Genomic DNA, 15057 nt, shown 5'->3' on the forward strand with positions numbered 1-15057 from the left:
CGACGCCGTCGCCCGCCCCGCGGCATCGCATCTACATGCCCTACGGCAGCCGGCATGCGCCGATCGCCGCTGCCCGTTCGGACCGCCCGGGCGACGGCGTCTACAACGTCTTCATGTACTCGATCAGCGCATCCACCTCGGCCGTCCCGAGATCCGTCCCGTACGCATGCCCCCCCTTCCCGTTCCCCCGCCGCCGCGTGTCGAAGAGCGTCCCGACGCGCTTCAGCTCGGCGCAGCCGTCCTTCAGCCGGGCGTTCGCGTCGGCGCAGCTCGACATGAAGCCGACGTTCACCGGATCGTAGACGTCGAAGCCGCGGTAGAAGTCGGTGGGGCGGGCGGACGCGGGGCGGAGCAGGGCGCGCAGGTTCGGCACGGCGCCGTTGTGGAGGTAGGGCGCGCGCAGCCAGACGCCGTCCAGCGGCTGGGCGACGTAGCCGTCGCGGAAGACCATGTCCTTGCGGGTGATGCCGAAGCTTGCCACCTTGGCGTTCGCGGCGTCGGCCGCCGCCTGGCTCCACGTGTCCAGCCGCTCGCGGTCCGTGCCGATCTCGTCGATCGGGACGACCTTCCCGTAGTCCGTACCGCCCGCCTCGTGGCACGACGCGCACTCCGCCTCGTAGATCGGCCGGCCCTCCGCGGCCAGCGCGGCGTCGATGTCGAGCGGGTACGGCGGCGGCGGCACCTCCTGTAGCCAGGAGTCGATGTCCTCCGCCAACCGCACGTTCGCGGCCGTCGGCGGCATCCCCAGCCCGAGCGCCGAGTCGATGATCACCGCCCGCGAGGATTCCGTCTCGCCGGCCCAGTTCATCGAGTGGTCCTGGCGGATGCCGAGGTTCCAGACGGACGGGAAGTCGGCATTGCCGATCGTGTCGTCCACCGGCATCTCGGTCATGAAGTACTTCGTCAGGTTCATCGGATCGTCGCGGCCGGGGCCCCACTCCGTCCAGCCGGGCAGGTTCATCCAGTCGAAGTCCGCGTCGCGCGCAGCCAGGCGGTCGCGCGTGATCGGGATGATCAGGTAGCGGTAGAGGAGCTTGTCGATCAAGTCGAGCTCGACGACGGGCTCGATCTCGGCGAGGATCTCGTCGGCGTTGAAGCGCGGGTCCTTGGAGGCCTTCGAGATGAAGCGGATGTACGCCTGCAGCCGCGCCGTGTGGTTCGGCCCGGTGGCGATGAACATCCGCTCGGCGTCCTCCTCGGTGCGGACCATCGAGGTGTGGCACAGCGCGCAGTTGTTCGTGATCCGCGGGAAGCCCATCGTCTTCTTGCTGAAGCCCACCGGCGTCTCCTCGCCCGGCTCCCACGGGAAGCCGAACGAGGCGTAGCCGCCCGGCCCGGGCAGCAGGTCGGGGAAGACGCGCGGCAACACGAGCCAGACGTAGTACGGGATCCCGTAGTCCTCCTCGGAGCCCAGCGAGCCGTACTTGAACCGCATCGCCGGATCGTCCGTGATCCGCGCCGGCTGCGGCACGACGCGGAAGCCCTTGTACCAGGCGATGTAGCCGAGCAGCACGGCGACGATCGCGACGACGGCCAGGCAGCGTTTGCCGGCAGGGGTCTTGAACCAGCGCTTCCAGGTACGGATGTCGCGGAGATCGTGCTCAGGATCCATTGGAGCCGCCTTTCGTGGCGCCGAATCGGGCCGGCAACGGGGAAGCGTCAGAACGTCTTCAGGTGCTCGACGAGCGCGTCCTTCTCCGCATCCGTCAGCGCCGTCCCGTACGCCGCCCCCTCGTGCCCGCCGTTGCCGTTGCCGGGCAGCGCGACGTCGTAGCGGAAGAAGCGGCGGGACGGCCCGTAGTCGGCCACGGTGAACACGAAGCCGACCTGCGCCGGGTCGTAGACGTCGTTGCCGCGGTAGAACGCCGCCGGGCGGTTCTCTTGCGGCTCGAGCAGGAGGCGCAGCGTCGGCACGGAGCCGTTGTGCAGGTACGGCGCGCGGAGCCAGGCGCCGTCGAGGGGCATGTTCGCGTAGCCGTTCGTCTTGCGGAAGTGCTTGAAGCGGCGCTCCTCGTAACCCGTGTAGAGCGTGTTCTGGTTCGCGCTCAGCTCGAGCGTGTATGAGTCCAGGCGGTGGCGGTCCGTGCCGATCCGGTCGATCGGCACGACCTGCCCGACATACCGGCCGGTGAAGTCGGAACCGCTCGCGCCATGGCAGTCGGCGCAGAGGCGGGCGTAGATCGGCGCGCCCCTGGCGGCCAGTGCCGGGTCGACGTCATACGGGTACGGCGGCTGTTTCAGCGTGCCGATCCAGCGTTCGATGCGGTCCATCGACGCGCCCTCGAGCGTCGGGGGCGTCGCGCCGGCGCCGAGCGCGGCGCTCCGGTTGCGCTCGGCCACGGACGTGTTGTTGCCGTCCCAGTGCAACTGCATCCCTTCGCGCGCCGCCTGGTTCCAGATGGACGGGAAGTCGGCCGTGCCGACCTTCTCGCGCGCGGGCAGCGCGTCCGTCGGGAAGCCGAAGAGGACCTTGGCGGCGTTGAACGTGTCCACCCGGCCGGGGCCCCACTCCGGCTGCTCATCGAAGATCCGCAGCCGGTCCTTCACCATGAGCGTGCGCTCGCGGAACCAGTAGATGCCGATGAACCGCAGCAGGAACGTGTCGAGCGCGTCGTAGCCGCGTCCGCGCCCCGCTTCCTCGCGCACCGCGATCTGCCGCAGGATCCGATCGGGGGTGAAGCGGCGGTCCGGCGCGGCCTCGAGGAAGAACCGCATGAACGCCCGGAAGTCGAACGTGTTCGCCGGCATGCCGGCATAGACGGTCGGCTTGGCGTCCGGCGCGTCCCGCACCGTGCCGGTGTGGCATACGGCGCAGTTCAGCCAGACCCGATCGAAGCCCATCACCCGACGCACCGTCGTCCCGACCGGCAGGTCGTGGCCGTCCTCGTAGACCATCCCGATCGACGCGTAGCCGCCTGCCGGCGGCAGCTTGTCGGCGAACAGCTCGGGCAGCGCGTGCCACATGTTCACCGGCACCCCGAAGACGTGCTCGCTGCCGATCGAGCCGTACTTGAAGTGGTCGACATCGTCCGCGAACCGTGCGGGCGCCGGCGCGCCGAGGAAGCGCACCCCCAGGTACAGCGCGGCGAGCACGACGGCGGCCACGGCGAACTGCTTGGCGGTGCGCGTGCGGAGACGGGCGATCACGCGCCGCCAGGCGACGGCGAAGGGGGATGGGGGGTCGGGATTGGCGTCGGGATCAGCCATGGCACGGTCCTCCGATGGGGCTCACTCGCGCGCCTGCATGCCGGCGAAGCAATCCTCTGCCGGCGGCGCGGACGACGATTCGGCCGCCCGCGCGGCGTCCGCGCTGACGAGCGTGAAGTTCAGCGCGAAGATCCGGCGAAGGTAGGCGCGGCCGAGGTAGAAGCCGGGCCGGACCATCCGGATCTCGTCCCGCACCGCCAGCCCGTCCCGCCCGGCCAGCGCGTCCGGGTTGGCGACGTACCCCGGCAGCGCGTCCGTGAAGGCGTAGTCGATGACGATCGACTCCCGCCGTCCGTCCAACAGGCTCTGGCCGCAGTGGAGCCTGGCCGGGAAGAGCAGCCACGCGTCCCGCACGCCGTCCTGCATCGTCATCAGCGCGGACGTGTCGATCCCGAGGAGCCGGGCGAGGCCGTCGACGTCCTCGATCCGGTTGCGGAGCAACTGCTCGTCGCGGTAGAAGACCTTGCCCTTCCACAGGAAGCGGCCGAGGTGCTCGATCCGGTCGATCTTGGCGTCCGCGGCCGTGCCCAGGAGCGGCGCGCCGAGGATCTCGGCCAGGCGTGTGCCGCCGTCGTCGCCGCGGGCGAAGAACAAGTCGCCGTCGAACGCGCCGTCGGGAATGGGGCCGGCGGACAGGCGGGCGTAGATCTGATCGACCTGCTCCTGGCTGGCGTGCTTGATGTTGGCAGGCGTGATCTTGGCGATCTCCGCATCCGTCAGCGGCAGCTCGTGCTCCAGGCGCGCGAAGTCATACGGCTTGCAGCCGGCGTCGGTCGGTTCGCAGATCGGTCCGTAGCCGACGCGCGGCGGCGGGCCAAAGCGCACGTTCCAGGCGAACGCCAGCACGGCGACGATCGCCCCGGCCAGGCCAAAGCGCACCCATGGCCGACGCCACACGCCGGCGAGCCACGTACGTGCGCGTGTCATGAAGTCGGCCATGGGACGCCTCCTGGGGGTCGGGTCGGTGTGTGTCGAGGGCGTTCGGCGGCCTGTGTTACAGCGTCGCCAGGAACGCCGTCAGCGCCGCCTTGTCCGCCGGCGATAGATCCTCGCCGAACGTGTGGCCCTCGTTCTCGAGGTACATCGTGTTGCTGGCGTACAGACGCAGGATCGCGTCCATGTGGTCGCCGAAGGCGTCGATCACGCCCGTCGGGTCGGCCACGACGGCCGTGGCGATCCCGTCCAGCTCGGCGAGCAGGCCGGGGGCTTCGTCGCCGTAGCGCGCTTGCAGGTCGGCGGTCAGTTCGGCACGCGCCGTACGGGTGCGCACGAGGTCGGCCAGCAGGCGTTTGTAGTCGAGGCTGCCGATCATCGCCACCGGCACGCCCTGTGGAATTCGGATGGCAAGCCGGAGCTTGGCGTCGTCCGCGTCGTCCGCGTCGTCCGCGTCGTCCGCGAGGGCTGGGCTGAAGGCGCGGACGATGTCCTCGCTGAGGAGCATCGTCTTCAACTTCCGCGCGTCGGGGTTCAGCAGGTCGGCCACGGATGCTTTGAAGAGCGCGAACCGGCCCGCCACGGACGGGTCGTACGGCCAGCACGGCGGCGGGTCGGCCAACGGCTTGCCGGCGGCATCGACGTAAGGTGAGCGGTAGAGCTCGCGCGCGGGCGAGGCGCCGCCGCAAAGCTCCGGCCCCATCGCGTTGTTGTGCAGGAGCGGCGCGTGCGCCCAGACGCTCAGCAGGGACGGGACGCGGTAGTACCCGCGCCCGCCGTCGCTCGGCTCGCGGATCGCGGGGTCGGCCGGGCGGGCGCGGAGCGTGTCCGAGCCGTACTCCTCCCAGACGTGGCCGGCCATGTGGTTGGAGTGGAGGGACCGGCCGCGGAACGTCCCGACCTCCTGTGCCGGTATCGGCTCGTCGCTGCCCAGCCAGTCCAGGCGGAGGTCCGGACGGCCATCGAGCGTGGCGCGGTAGTCCTCCGTCGGATGGGCCTCTCCGTCCGCATCGACGTTCTGCGAGGAGTGGCACCCGGCGCACGTTTCGGTGAACACGGCGCGCCCGCGCGCCACGGCGCCCGTCGGCGCGCCGAAGTCGGCCGCGAACTCGGCGTCGAGCTCGGTTTCGAGCGCCGCCTCGTCCGGCAGGCCGCGGGCGACGTACAAGTCGGACGGGCGGGCGGTGAGGAGGAAGTGGACGATATCGTCCAGCCGGTCCTCGACGGCGCGGAAGTTCGGGCAGTCGCGCCGGCACTGGCCGATGTCGAACGGCGTCTGGCCGTAGCCGCGCTGCTTGGGATCCGGCTGGCGCAGGTCCGTCAGGTGGTTCACCCAGCACGCTTCGGCGCAGCTGCCGATATTAAAGAAGACACGCTGCACGGCCTCGCGGGCGCCGATGCTGTCCTCGCCGCCCTTCAGGATGTTGTGGACGTCCTCCGTCTGCCGGCTGCGCTCCCAGCACTTGCCCGTCCGCCCCGGCTCGCACCAGCAGCTGCGCTCGTCCGCCCCCGCCGGGCAGGCCGCCGCCTTGCGCCACTTCACGACGTCGTGCGGATGGACGGGCCGCTGGCCGAGGTTGATGAGCGCGTTCTGCGTGCCGGGGTTCGACACGCCGTCGTTCGGGACGGCCGACGTGTCCGTGGCGCCGGGGCGGGCCGGGACGAAGATCTGCCACTCGATGCTGTTCGTCGGCATCCCGGAGGCCATGATCTCGGAGAAGCGGGCGTACTGGTTGCCGACGAGCCCGTCCAGGTTCGCCCACTCGGGCTTGGCCGGGTCGGCGGGCGGATTCAAGGGATCGAACGCGATGTGGCACGCGCCGCACGCCATGCCGATGAGGAACGGCGGCTCGATCGAGCCGTCCGCCAGGCGGTTGTCGCCGATCGCACCATCGAGCGGGCTGCCGAACCCTTCCCACGTCGCCGGCGACCCGGTCGTCGCCAGCCACGCTTCACGATCGAACCGCGGGTTCGGGAACTTCCGCAGCCCCATCGCCCCCGCCGACGTCCCGAACGCCAGGCCGCACGCGCTCTCGCGCTGGTCCGTCGTGCCGTGGACGTCGTCCGGCGCGAGCGGCGCGTCCTCGAAGTCGCACGCCGGGTCGCGATAGCCCTCTTGGCCGACGAACGGCAGCAGCTCGTCGTCCCCCTCGCACCAGTCCAGGCCGAACGTTTCCTCGAGCGACTTCGCCGGGCAGCCGGGCGAACCGGGCTCGCAGCAGAACGGGTTGTTGATCAGCCCCCAGATCTTGAAGCGATCCTCCCGCTCGCGCGCGTTCAGCACCCGGAACCAGTCGATCGTGGCGCCCATCCGCTGCTGGAACGTGTACGTGTGGAAGCGCGCGTTGCCGGCCGTGGCGTTGAACCAGATCTCGCGACCGGCGTTCTCGGAGCGGGTGAGGCGGGGGTCGGCGCGGTAGCCGGGGGCGGCGGCGAGGTTCGGGGCGGCGGAGTCGGCGAGGGTTGCGCTCAGGGCGGAGGTCGACGTGACGGCAGTCGTCGCCGTCGTTGTAGTCGTCACGGTCGTCGTCGTGACCGCGACCGTGTCCGTCACGACGCCTTGGGCGATCGGGGCGGCCAGCGACCGGGGCGTCGCGCGGCCGAACGGCGACCGAAGCGGCACGACGAACACGGCCACGGCCACGGCGGCGGCGAGCGCCACGGCGGCGAGCGCCGCGGTCGAGAGGCGACGGGGGGCGACGGTCGACGGCATCATCGGGCACCTCGCGGGGGCGGGCACGGGAGACCGGGTCGGCTGGGGGCACAGCCTATCACTTGGGCGAGGGGAAAACAAGGGGTTATCATGGGTCCGGAGCGTATGGCCCCACCCCCCATCAAGTCGACTGGGATCCGTACCCCATGAGGTGCCCATCGAGCGCACTCATCGTCGCGGCCGCCCTGTGGTGCGCGATTGCATTACCGCCGACGGCGTACGGCGAAGTGGCCGAACCTCGCCTCGCCGCCCTGCGCCGCCACCCCCTCGCCTGCCGCAAACCGGTCGACGACATGACCCGCGTGCCGTTCAAGGGCGAAACGCTGAACGCCCGCACGCTCGCCATGCTCGAAACCGCCCAGACGATCTACGGCGGCCCCGGCGATCTCCTGCGCGTCGTCCAGGGCTCCTACACGGACGCCGTCGCGGGCAGCTTCGGCACCCATGCGGGCGGCGGCGCCGTCGACATTTCGATTCGCGACCCGCGACAGCCTGCGTCGCGCCTCTTCGGCGAGGTCGAGGCGATGGTCCGCGCCCTCCGGCTGGCCGGCTTCGCCGCGTGGTACCGCGGTCCCGACTCGGTGTTTGCCGGCTCGGTGCCGCACATCCACGCGATCGCCGTCGGCGACCCGGAGCTGTCGGCGGCGGCGCGAAGGCAGGTGGACGGGCGGGAGGGGTACATGCGGGGGTTCGACGGGTTGCCGACGACGGAAGGCGATGGTGCGCCGTCGCCGGGCGGGGCGGCGCCCCCGGGGAAAGACGCGCACGGCGGACCGGTGGTGTGCGGTTGGATGGGGGTGGGCGGACGAGCGCGCGGACTGGCGCGCGGGGTCCGGCCTGAATAGGCTGTGCCCCTCGAACGGTCGGCGTCGGCCCGGCGGCCCCCAGCACAGGGCCCGGCCGGCGCCTCTTCGGTCAGCTTGACGGTGAAGGACCTGATGGCGTCGTACCATCGGTTCACACAGGGGCGGCCAATGCGTTCGACGAGGCGCGCACTGGCCATCGTAGCCGTCGGGCTGATGGTCGCTGGATGCACGGACCGCGCGGCCTGGCATCGACCGCCCGAGCGGTCGATGCCGGCCCACAGCTGCGCATCGCCAACGACGGCGTAGAGGACATCACGGGCTTGGTCGTCCACTTTCCGTGGGAAGAGATCACGTTCGGCGACGTTCCGGCCGGAACGACAACGGCGTACAAGTCCGTTGCCAAGGGTGTCTACGGTTATGCGGCCTACACGTGGCAGAAGAATGGCGTGGAGCAAAATCGCTACGTCATCGACTGGGTGGGTGAGGCGCCGATGAAGGGCAGCTGGTTCACGTACACCGTCCATGTCGACACGCCGAGGCGCCTGTTTGAGGACGTTCAACACATCGTGGACGTCCAGGTGACGACGGACGGTTAGGCGGTGGCGGTCGCCCGGCGCGCTCGATCCGCATACCATTGCCCGCATGTTCACCCCCGGCAACCCCCTCATCGTCCAATCCGACCGCAGCGTCCTCGTCGAGGTGGACAGCCCGCGCTACGACGAGGTGCGCGACCGCTTGGCGCGGTTCGCCGAGCTCGAGAAGTCGCCCGAGCACATCCACACCTACCGCATCACGCCGCTGTCCTTGTGGAACGCGGCGGCCAGCGGCATGCAGGCGCAGGGCGTCGTGGCGACGCTGGCCGAGTACGGCAAGTACGATCTGCCCGAGAACGTCCGGCGCGACATCCTCGACCAGATGTCGCGCTACGGGCGCCTGAAGCTCGTCAAGGACGGCGCCGATCTGTTCGTCGTTGCCAACGATGAGGCGCTGATCACCGAGATCTGCAACCACAAGGCGATCCGCGCCCTCATCGCCGCGCGCCCCGAGCGCTTCCGCGTGGCGATCGAGCCGGCGATGCGCGGGCCGGTGAAGCAGGCGCTGCTCAAGATCGGCTACCCGCCCGAGGACTTGGCCGGCTATGTCGAGGGCGAGCGGTTCGAGATCGCGCTGCGCGACACGTCGATCGCGACGGCGCTGCCGTTCAGGCTGCGGGAGTACCAGAGCGAGGCGGCGGACATCTTCTACGCGGACGGCGCGGCGCACGGCGGCAGCGGGGTGATCGTCCTGCCGTGCGGGGCGGGCAAGACGGTCGTCGGGCTCGGGATCATGGCCGCCGTGAACGCCAGCACGCTGATCATCTCGCCGAGCACCGTGGCGGCGCGGCAGTGGATCGAGGAGATCGTCGACAAGACGGACGTCCCGCGCGAGTCCGTCGGCGAGTACAGCGGCGAGGTGAAGTCCATCCGGTCCATCACGATCACGACCTATCAGACGCTCACGTACCATCGGAGCAGCGGCGCCTACCCGCACCTGAGCATCTTCAACGAGCGCGAGTGGGGCCTGATCATCTACGACGAGGTCCACCTCCTTCCGGCCCCCGTCTTCCGCGCGACCGCGGACATCCAGGCCCGCCGCCGCCTCGGCCTCACCGCCACCCTCGTGCGCGAGGACGGCCGTGCGGACGACGTCTTCGCGCTGATCGGCCCCAAGAAGTACGACGTGCCGTGGAAGGACCTCGAGCGCCAGGGCTGGATCGCCACCGCGGACTGCACGGAGATCCGCATCGATCTGCCCGAGGCGCAGCGGATGGCGTACGCGGTGGCCGAGGAGCGCCTCAAGTACGCCGTCGCCGCCCAGAACCCGGTCAAGGTCGACCTCGTCGGCGACTTGCTGGCCAAGCACGAAGACGACACCGTGCTCATCATCGGCCAGTACATCGAACAGCTCGAGACGATCGCCCAGCGCTACGACATCCCGCTCGTCACCGGCAAGACGTCGACGGCCGAGCGCGAGCGGCGCTACCGCGAGTTGCGCGAGGGCACGGCCAAGCGACTCGTCGTCTCCAAGGTGGCCAACTTCGCGATCGACCTGCCGGACGCGAACGTGGCCATCCAGGTGAGCGGGACGTTCGGCAGCCGCCAGGAGGAGGCGCAGCGGCTCGGGCGCATCCTGCGGCCGAAGAGCGACGGCGGCCAGGCGCACTTCTATACCTTGGTCAGCCGCGATACGCGCGACCAGGAGTTCGCGGCCAACCGGCAGATGTTCCTGACGGAGCAGGGGTATCGGTATCGGATTCTGTATGGGCACGAGGTGGCGGCGTTCGAGCCGGAGCGGGCGGCTGAGCGAGCGGCGGCGTCATGATCCCCGACAAGTCGCCCCCCACCATCCCCCTCCGTGCGCGCATCTTCGAAGACCGCCAGGTCATCGCCGCCGGCATCGCGGCGCTGACGATGCCGCAGCTCCGCGCCATCGCCCGGGGCTTCGGCTGGCCGCTCACGGGGCTCAAGCGGGATGACATCGTCCTGCAGATCGAGCGGCATTACGCGGACCGTACCAGCGCGGCATCGGCGGCCGCCGCGCTGCCCGCCGACGTGCAGCCGCTGCTGAGCGCGCTCGCTTGGCTCGGCATCGACACGCGGTCGTCGCTGGCCGCGGCGTTCGACCGCTTGCAGTCCGCGCTGCCGATGACGGCGCGGATCAAGCCGCCGCTGCACGTCGGCAACCGCGCGCTCGACACGGCGATCGAGCGCGGTCTCGTCCTGGGAGACGGCACGACATCGCCGCCTTCGCTGCGCGTCCCGTGGCCGCTGGCGGTCGTGCCCCCGCCGCCGGCGTGGACCCCCGTGACCAAGGTGTCGGCATCGTGGCGCCGTGAACCCGCCGGCGATGGGGTGGCGGACGTCCTTGCCGGTTCGCTGGCGCTTGGCCGGCTGGGCAAGATCCCGACGACCAAGCCGTTCGGCGACCAGACGGTGGAAATGCACGGCCATTGGCCCACCCTTCGCGGCGAGGCGCCGGGGCAAGCCCGCGGGGCGCCGCGCTCGATGCGGATCCCGCCGGCGATGTCGCCGCTTGCCGGCGCCGCGCGCGACGCGATCGCCGCTGCCATCGGCGATCCGGACGAAGGGCGCAGCGCGTTCGTCGCGGCGCAGCTCGTGGGTCTGGGGCTGATCGTCGTCGAGGGCACGAAGGGCGGGGCGATCGATCCGGCGGTCGTCGAACAGTGGTTATCCCTGTCGCCCGGCGAACGGGCGATGACGACGCTGTTCACCTGGCTGCAGCTGCGGTACCCCACCTGGGACGACGTGTCGCAGCTCGTCCGCGCCGACGCCCGGCTGCAGCACCGGCGATCGGCCGACTACTGGCGCAACACGATTCAGCAGTACCACGCAAGCTGCACGAACGCGCGCGTGGACGCGCTGTGCGGCCTGCACCGCCTGCCCCGCCCGCGCGGGCGATCCGACGAAGCGTGGGCGGACGGTCCGGCGCTCGCTCGCCTCGTGACCGCCGCCTGGCCCGCCACGTTCCTGCCCTCGCTCGAGGCGGACGGCTGGTGCATGGCCGACGGCGCCGGCAAGCCGCTGGACATCACCGGCGAGGACGGCCGGCGCGCGGCCGAGGCCTTGTTCTCCTTCCTCCACCGCGGCCCGCTGCGCTGGCTCGGCCTCGTCGAGACCGCCGTCGCACCGGCCGGCGGCGCCTGGGCGGTGCGCCTGTCGCCGCTCGGGCTGGCGATCGTCACGGGCGACGAATCGACGTTGACGGCGCAACCGTTCGTTCGGTGGGGTGATGGGAAGTCGGGTGCGGCGACGTCGGAGGCGTCGACGGCAACGGTTACCGTCGACGTGCGCTGGAACGCGGACGCTCCGTTTCAAGCGGTGCGTACGGTGGGTGCATACGTCGGTCCGGCAGGCGCGACGGGTGCGAGCGGGGCAGACGCGCCCCCCACCACCGCCGTCGTCTATAGACTCGGTCCCGACACCCTGCAGCCCGCCTTCGAGAGGGGTGCCAAGCCGGCGGACGTGGTGCGCACGCTCGCCGCGGCCGGCGTGCCGCTGCCGGCGCCCGTCGCGACGGCGATCGAGACGTGGTGGTCCGCATGGGGGACCGTGAACCGCTACGCCGGCCTCGCGCTTGTCGAGGTGGCGGACGAAGCGACGGCGCGGCTGCTCCGGGCGACGACGAAGCTGGGCGCGTCGCTGGTCTGCGAGGCCGGGCCGCGGACGTTTGTCGTCGCCGAGGCGTCCGTGGATGGGCTGCTCGATGAGCTGCGGCGGGCCGGCCACACGCCGCGGGTCGAGGTGGGGGCGGCTGAATGAGCGAGTCGACGATGGCGCTCGCTGACCTACTCACAGGCTACAAGGCCACCGCGCTCGTCGTCATGGGCACGACGAACGGCTGGTTCAAGAACGGGGTCCCCAAGCTGGAGATGGTGCGCCGCCTGGCGACGGAGCTGGCGAAGCCGGACCATGTGCGCCAGAGCATCGGGCAGCTGGATCCGGCATCGCGCGCGGCGCTGACGCTGCTCCAGCACATGGGCGGCACGGCCGATGCCGACGAGCTGCGTGCGCCGCTCCAGGATGACGGCGTCGTGCAGCGCGACGCCAAGGCCGCCCGGTACGACTGGGAAGTGCCGACCGGCAATCCAGCGCGGAAGGGCAACGCCTTTCCGGACATCGTCGCCCGACTCGAAGTCCGCGGGCTGGTCCTTGGCAGCGGGCCGCTGGGCACGAATTCCTCGGTGACGGAGCTCGGCGCGTCGGTGCGGTACGTGATCCCGCGCGAGGTGATCGGACAGCTGCCGCCCCCCCCGCCGTTGGAGACCCCCCGTCCGCCGACGTTCGAGCGCGAGGTGCCGGGCGACGCGACGGCGTTCGGCCGGCAGCTCTATCTGACGTGGAGCTATCTCTGGCGGCACAAGCCCCGGCTCCTCAATTCCGGCTTGCTGAGCAAGCGGGACGTGACGGCCCTGGCAGCGCAGATGGTCCCCAAGCCGGACATGGCCGTGGTCAGCCGCGAAGATGATTTGCAGTACCTGCACTTCCAGCGTGTCCTGCTGGAGGCGCTTTCGCTGGTGGCTTGGCCGGACTTCGGCAACTGCCAAGTGGACGAGGAGAAGGGCAGCCGGTTCTGGTCGCTGTCCCTGGAAGGGCGTGTGAGCGGCTGGTTCGGCGCGTGGAAGACGATGGGCGCCTGGCACGAGCTGACGAAGCTGGACAAGGTCAAGTGGTCGACCTCGTACGCGGGCGATCGCGCCGTCGCACCGAAGGCGCTCCTCGCCGCCCGCGCATTCGTGGCCGGCCGCGTCGGGGAGATCGGGCAAGCGGGCGAGTGGGTCGGGATCGGCGCGGCGGCGACGGTGATCCGGCGGACGGGGCGCGAGTTCCTCCTGAAAAAGGAGCCGCAGCGCGGTTCCGGTTCCTACGGCGGCTACTACTCGTCCTACAGCTCGTACGGCAACCCGCGCAACTACAACAGCCGCTACAGCCGCTGGGGCAACCCGCTCGGCTGGGACTTCGATCCCGTCGCCAACGACAACCAGGGCTGGGAGCGGGTCGAGACCGAGTTGATCCGCTCGGTCGTCCAGTCGCTCCATTGGCTGGGGTTGTGCGACCTGGGCGTGGACGAGGGGCGGGGGCGGGGGCGACGGTGCAGACGAACGCCGGGGCAGCTGCGCGGGGGAACGCGGGGGCGAAGGCGAGCGCGGCGGGGGCGAAGGCGAACGTGAACGCCGGCGCGAACGTCGTCGCGTTCCGCCTGAACGAGCTCGGGCGGCACGTGCTCGGTTCGTCGGCCTCGTCGGCGAAGAAGCGGGGCGCGGCTGCCGGGCGCGGATCCGCCGCACCGGACGCCGCCGCCGACGCCGAGCACGGCGCCCGGATCGTCGTGCAGCCCAACTTCCACATCATGGCGATCGGCCCGGTGCCGGTGGCGCAGCTCATGCGCCTCGAGCGCTTCGCCGACCGGGTCGGCACGGACCGCGTGCTGGAGTACGCGCTCACGCGCGCGAGCGTCTACCGCGGCCAGCAGGACGGCCTGTCCGGGGGGCAGATCGTGGCGGCGCTGGCCGAGCTGTCCGGCGCGGACGTGCCGCAGAACGTGGCGCGCAGCATCGACGAGTGGCAGCAGCTGCATGAGACGATCGTCGTCCACCGGCGGGCGGTGCTGGTGCAGGCGGCGGATGCGGCGCTGATGGGGCGGGTGGCGGCGGGGGGCGGGGTCGGCGGGGTCGGCGTCGTGTCGGTGCCGTCGGTGGTGGTGGTGTCGGCGGTGTCAGCGGTGGAGGTGGAGGCGATGCGCCGTTGGCGCGCGTCGTCGACCCGGCACGCCTGGCGGCCACGTTCGATCGGCTCGGGCTAGCCCCGGCGACGCGGCACGACCCGGCGGCGGCGCAGAGCATCGATCTGGCGGACGACGGCGCCGTTCATCCGCGGCACAAGGTGATCAGCCTCCACTTGCTGGGGCGGCTGCAGCGCTTGGCGGAATGGGATGCCGTATCCGGCATGTGGCGCCTGACCGCAGCCTCGGCCGTCCGCGCCAAGCGCGAGCTTGGCCTCGACGCCACGGCCCAGCTGGCGCAGTGGTCGACGCTGTGCGCCGGGGGGGCGCCGGAATGGCTGGACCGGCGGCTGAAGGCGTGGTGCGGGCATTACGGCTCGGCGAAGGTTCATCGACCGGTGTTGGTCGAGCTGCCGAACGAAGCGTCGCTGCACGACGTGCTGGCGGATCCGCGGGCGGCGGCCTTGGTGCGGCGGTTCAAGCCGCGGGGGCCGGTGGTGGAAGTGGCGGAAGCGGACATCGAGGCGGTGGGGCGGGTGTTGGAGGAGTATGGGATCGAGGTGCGGGGGAAGGATGGAAGGCCGTGAGAAGGATGGAAGGCCGTTGAAGGGCAATCCGGTCAACCCGACCTGAGAACGACATGAAGGAGCATGGAATGGCAAACCCGATGGATCTCGGCGCGTTTTCGATCAGCCTGACGGTGAAAGATCTGGCGGCGTCACGGGCCTTCTACGACAAGCTGGGCTTCACCACCATGGGCGGCGACGCGGCGCAAGGCTGGCTGATCCTGAAGAACGGTGACCACATCATCGGGCTGTTCCAAGGGATGTTCGAGAAGAACATGCTGACGTTCAACCCCGGCTGGGACCAGAACGCCCAGCCCATGGCGGAGTTCACCGACGTCCGCGAGCTGCAACGCCGGCTGAAGGCGCAGGGCGTGACGTTCATGACGGAGGCGGATGAGAGCACGACGGGGCCGGGGAGCTTCGTGGTGGTGGATCCGGATGGGAATCCGGTGTTGGTGGATCAGCATCGGTAGGGTGGGGTGGGGGCTGATTGCGACGGTTTCGCGCCTTCTGCGTCGGGTAGACGGCGGCGGCGCGGCGGTTTCGCGGCGTT

12 protein-coding genes are annotated in these 15057 nt (G+C 70.7%); 8 read left to right on the forward strand and 4 right to left on the reverse strand.

Features of this window, described 5'->3' with window-relative positions; all coding sequences use genetic code 11:
• Positions 1-100: 100 nt before the first annotated feature.
• The 4 genes from IPG72_01900 to IPG72_01915 all read right to left on the reverse strand — a co-directional run bounded on the left by IPG72_01900 (position 101) and on the right by IPG72_01915 (position 6511).
• Positions 101-1585, reverse strand: coding sequence for a hypothetical protein (locus tag IPG72_01900; GenBank protein ID MBK6767789.1), 1485 nt, complete (start codon positions 1583-1585; stop codon positions 101-103).
• A 74-nt stretch (positions 1586-1659) separates the two neighbouring features.
• Positions 1660-3207 (reverse strand): cytochrome c, encoded by a 1548-nt coding sequence (locus IPG72_01905; protein MBK6767790.1) that lies wholly within the window; start codon positions 3205-3207, stop codon positions 1660-1662.
• A 21-nt stretch (positions 3208-3228) separates the two neighbouring features.
• Positions 3229-4146, reverse strand: coding sequence for a hypothetical protein (locus IPG72_01910; GenBank protein ID MBK6767791.1), 918 nt, complete (start codon positions 4144-4146; stop codon positions 3229-3231).
• Positions 4147-4201: 55 nt separating this feature from the next.
• Complete coding sequence (locus IPG72_01915) at positions 4202-6511, reverse strand: cytochrome c (protein ID MBK6767792.1); 2310 nt, start codon at positions 6509-6511, stop codon at positions 4202-4204.
• Between the two features lie 488 nt (positions 6512-6999).
• Here IPG72_01915 and IPG72_01920 point away from each other — a divergent pair, with 488 nt between their 5' ends.
• From IPG72_01920 to IPG72_01955, 8 genes are all read left to right on the forward strand, one after another.
• A complete protein-coding gene (locus IPG72_01920; protein ID MBK6767793.1) occupies positions 7000-7698 on the forward strand; it encodes a hypothetical protein in 699 nt (232 codons plus the stop codon).
• A gap of 185 nt (positions 7699-7883) precedes the next feature.
• A complete protein-coding gene (locus tag IPG72_01925) occupies positions 7884-8255 on the forward strand; it encodes a hypothetical protein (GenBank protein ID MBK6767794.1) in 372 nt (123 codons plus the stop codon).
• Between the two features lie 46 nt (positions 8256-8301).
• Positions 8302-10020, forward strand: coding sequence for a DEAD/DEAH box helicase (locus IPG72_01930; GenBank protein MBK6767795.1), 1719 nt, complete (start codon positions 8302-8304; stop codon positions 10018-10020).
• The gene (locus IPG72_01935; GenBank protein MBK6767796.1) at positions 10017-11978 is read left to right on the forward strand and encodes a hypothetical protein; all 1962 of its coding nucleotides are present in this window, start codon (positions 10017-10019) and stop codon (positions 11976-11978) included. The genes IPG72_01930 and IPG72_01935 overlap by 4 nt, the downstream gene beginning before the upstream one ends.
• Positions 11979-11989: 11 nt before the next feature.
• Positions 11990-13387 (forward strand): hypothetical protein, encoded by a 1398-nt coding sequence (locus IPG72_01940; GenBank protein MBK6767797.1) that lies wholly within the window; start codon positions 11990-11992, stop codon positions 13385-13387.
• Positions 13384-14019, forward strand: a complete 636-nt coding sequence (locus IPG72_01945; GenBank protein MBK6767798.1) for a helicase-associated domain-containing protein — start codon at positions 13384-13386, stop codon at positions 14017-14019. The genes IPG72_01940 and IPG72_01945 overlap by 4 nt, the downstream gene beginning before the upstream one ends.
• Positions 13962-14525 carry a hypothetical protein gene (locus tag IPG72_01950; protein ID MBK6767799.1) on the forward strand — a complete coding sequence of 188 codons (564 nt, stop codon included), beginning with the start codon at positions 13962-13964 and terminating at the stop codon, positions 14523-14525. The genes IPG72_01945 and IPG72_01950 overlap by 58 nt, the downstream gene beginning before the upstream one ends.
• Positions 14526-14605: 80 nt before the next feature.
• Positions 14606-14977: a VOC family protein gene (locus IPG72_01955; protein MBK6767800.1), complete on the forward strand. Its 372-nt coding sequence runs from the start codon at positions 14606-14608 to the stop codon at positions 14975-14977.
• The last annotated feature ends 80 nt before the right edge of the window (positions 14978-15057 follow it).

The sequence above is a fragment of the Candidatus Avedoeria danica genome (genome assembly GCA_016703025.1).
Taxonomy (GTDB): domain Bacteria; phylum Chloroflexota; class Anaerolineae; order Epilineales; family Epilineaceae; genus Avedoeria; species Avedoeria danica.

Excerpts from the sequence above, each read along its gene's own strand:
- IPG72_01940 (MBK6767797.1), top strand. The coding sequence starts at position 11,990 with ATGGCGCTCGCTGACCTACTCACAGGCTACAAGGCCACCGCGCTCGTC.
- IPG72_01920 (MBK6767793.1), top strand. The coding sequence starts at position 7,000 with ATGAGGTGCCCATCGAGCGCACTCATCGTCGCGGCCGCCCTGTGGTGC.
- IPG72_01930 (MBK6767795.1), top strand. The coding sequence starts at position 8,302 with ATGTTCACCCCCGGCAACCCCCTCATCGTCCAATCCGACCGCAGCGTC.
- IPG72_01905 (MBK6767790.1), bottom strand. The coding sequence starts at position 3,207 with ATGGCTGATCCCGACGCCAATCCCGACCCCCCATCCCCCTTCGCCGTC.
- IPG72_01935 (MBK6767796.1), top strand. The coding sequence starts at position 10,017 with ATGATCCCCGACAAGTCGCCCCCCACCATCCCCCTCCGTGCGCGCATC.
- IPG72_01955 (MBK6767800.1), top strand. The coding sequence starts at position 14,606 with ATGGATCTCGGCGCGTTTTCGATCAGCCTGACGGTGAAAGATCTGGCG.
- IPG72_01925 (MBK6767794.1), top strand. The coding sequence starts at position 7,884 with ATGCACGGACCGCGCGGCCTGGCATCGACCGCCCGAGCGGTCGATGCC.
- IPG72_01910 (MBK6767791.1), bottom strand. The coding sequence starts at position 4,146 with ATGGCCGACTTCATGACACGCGCACGTACGTGGCTCGCCGGCGTGTGG.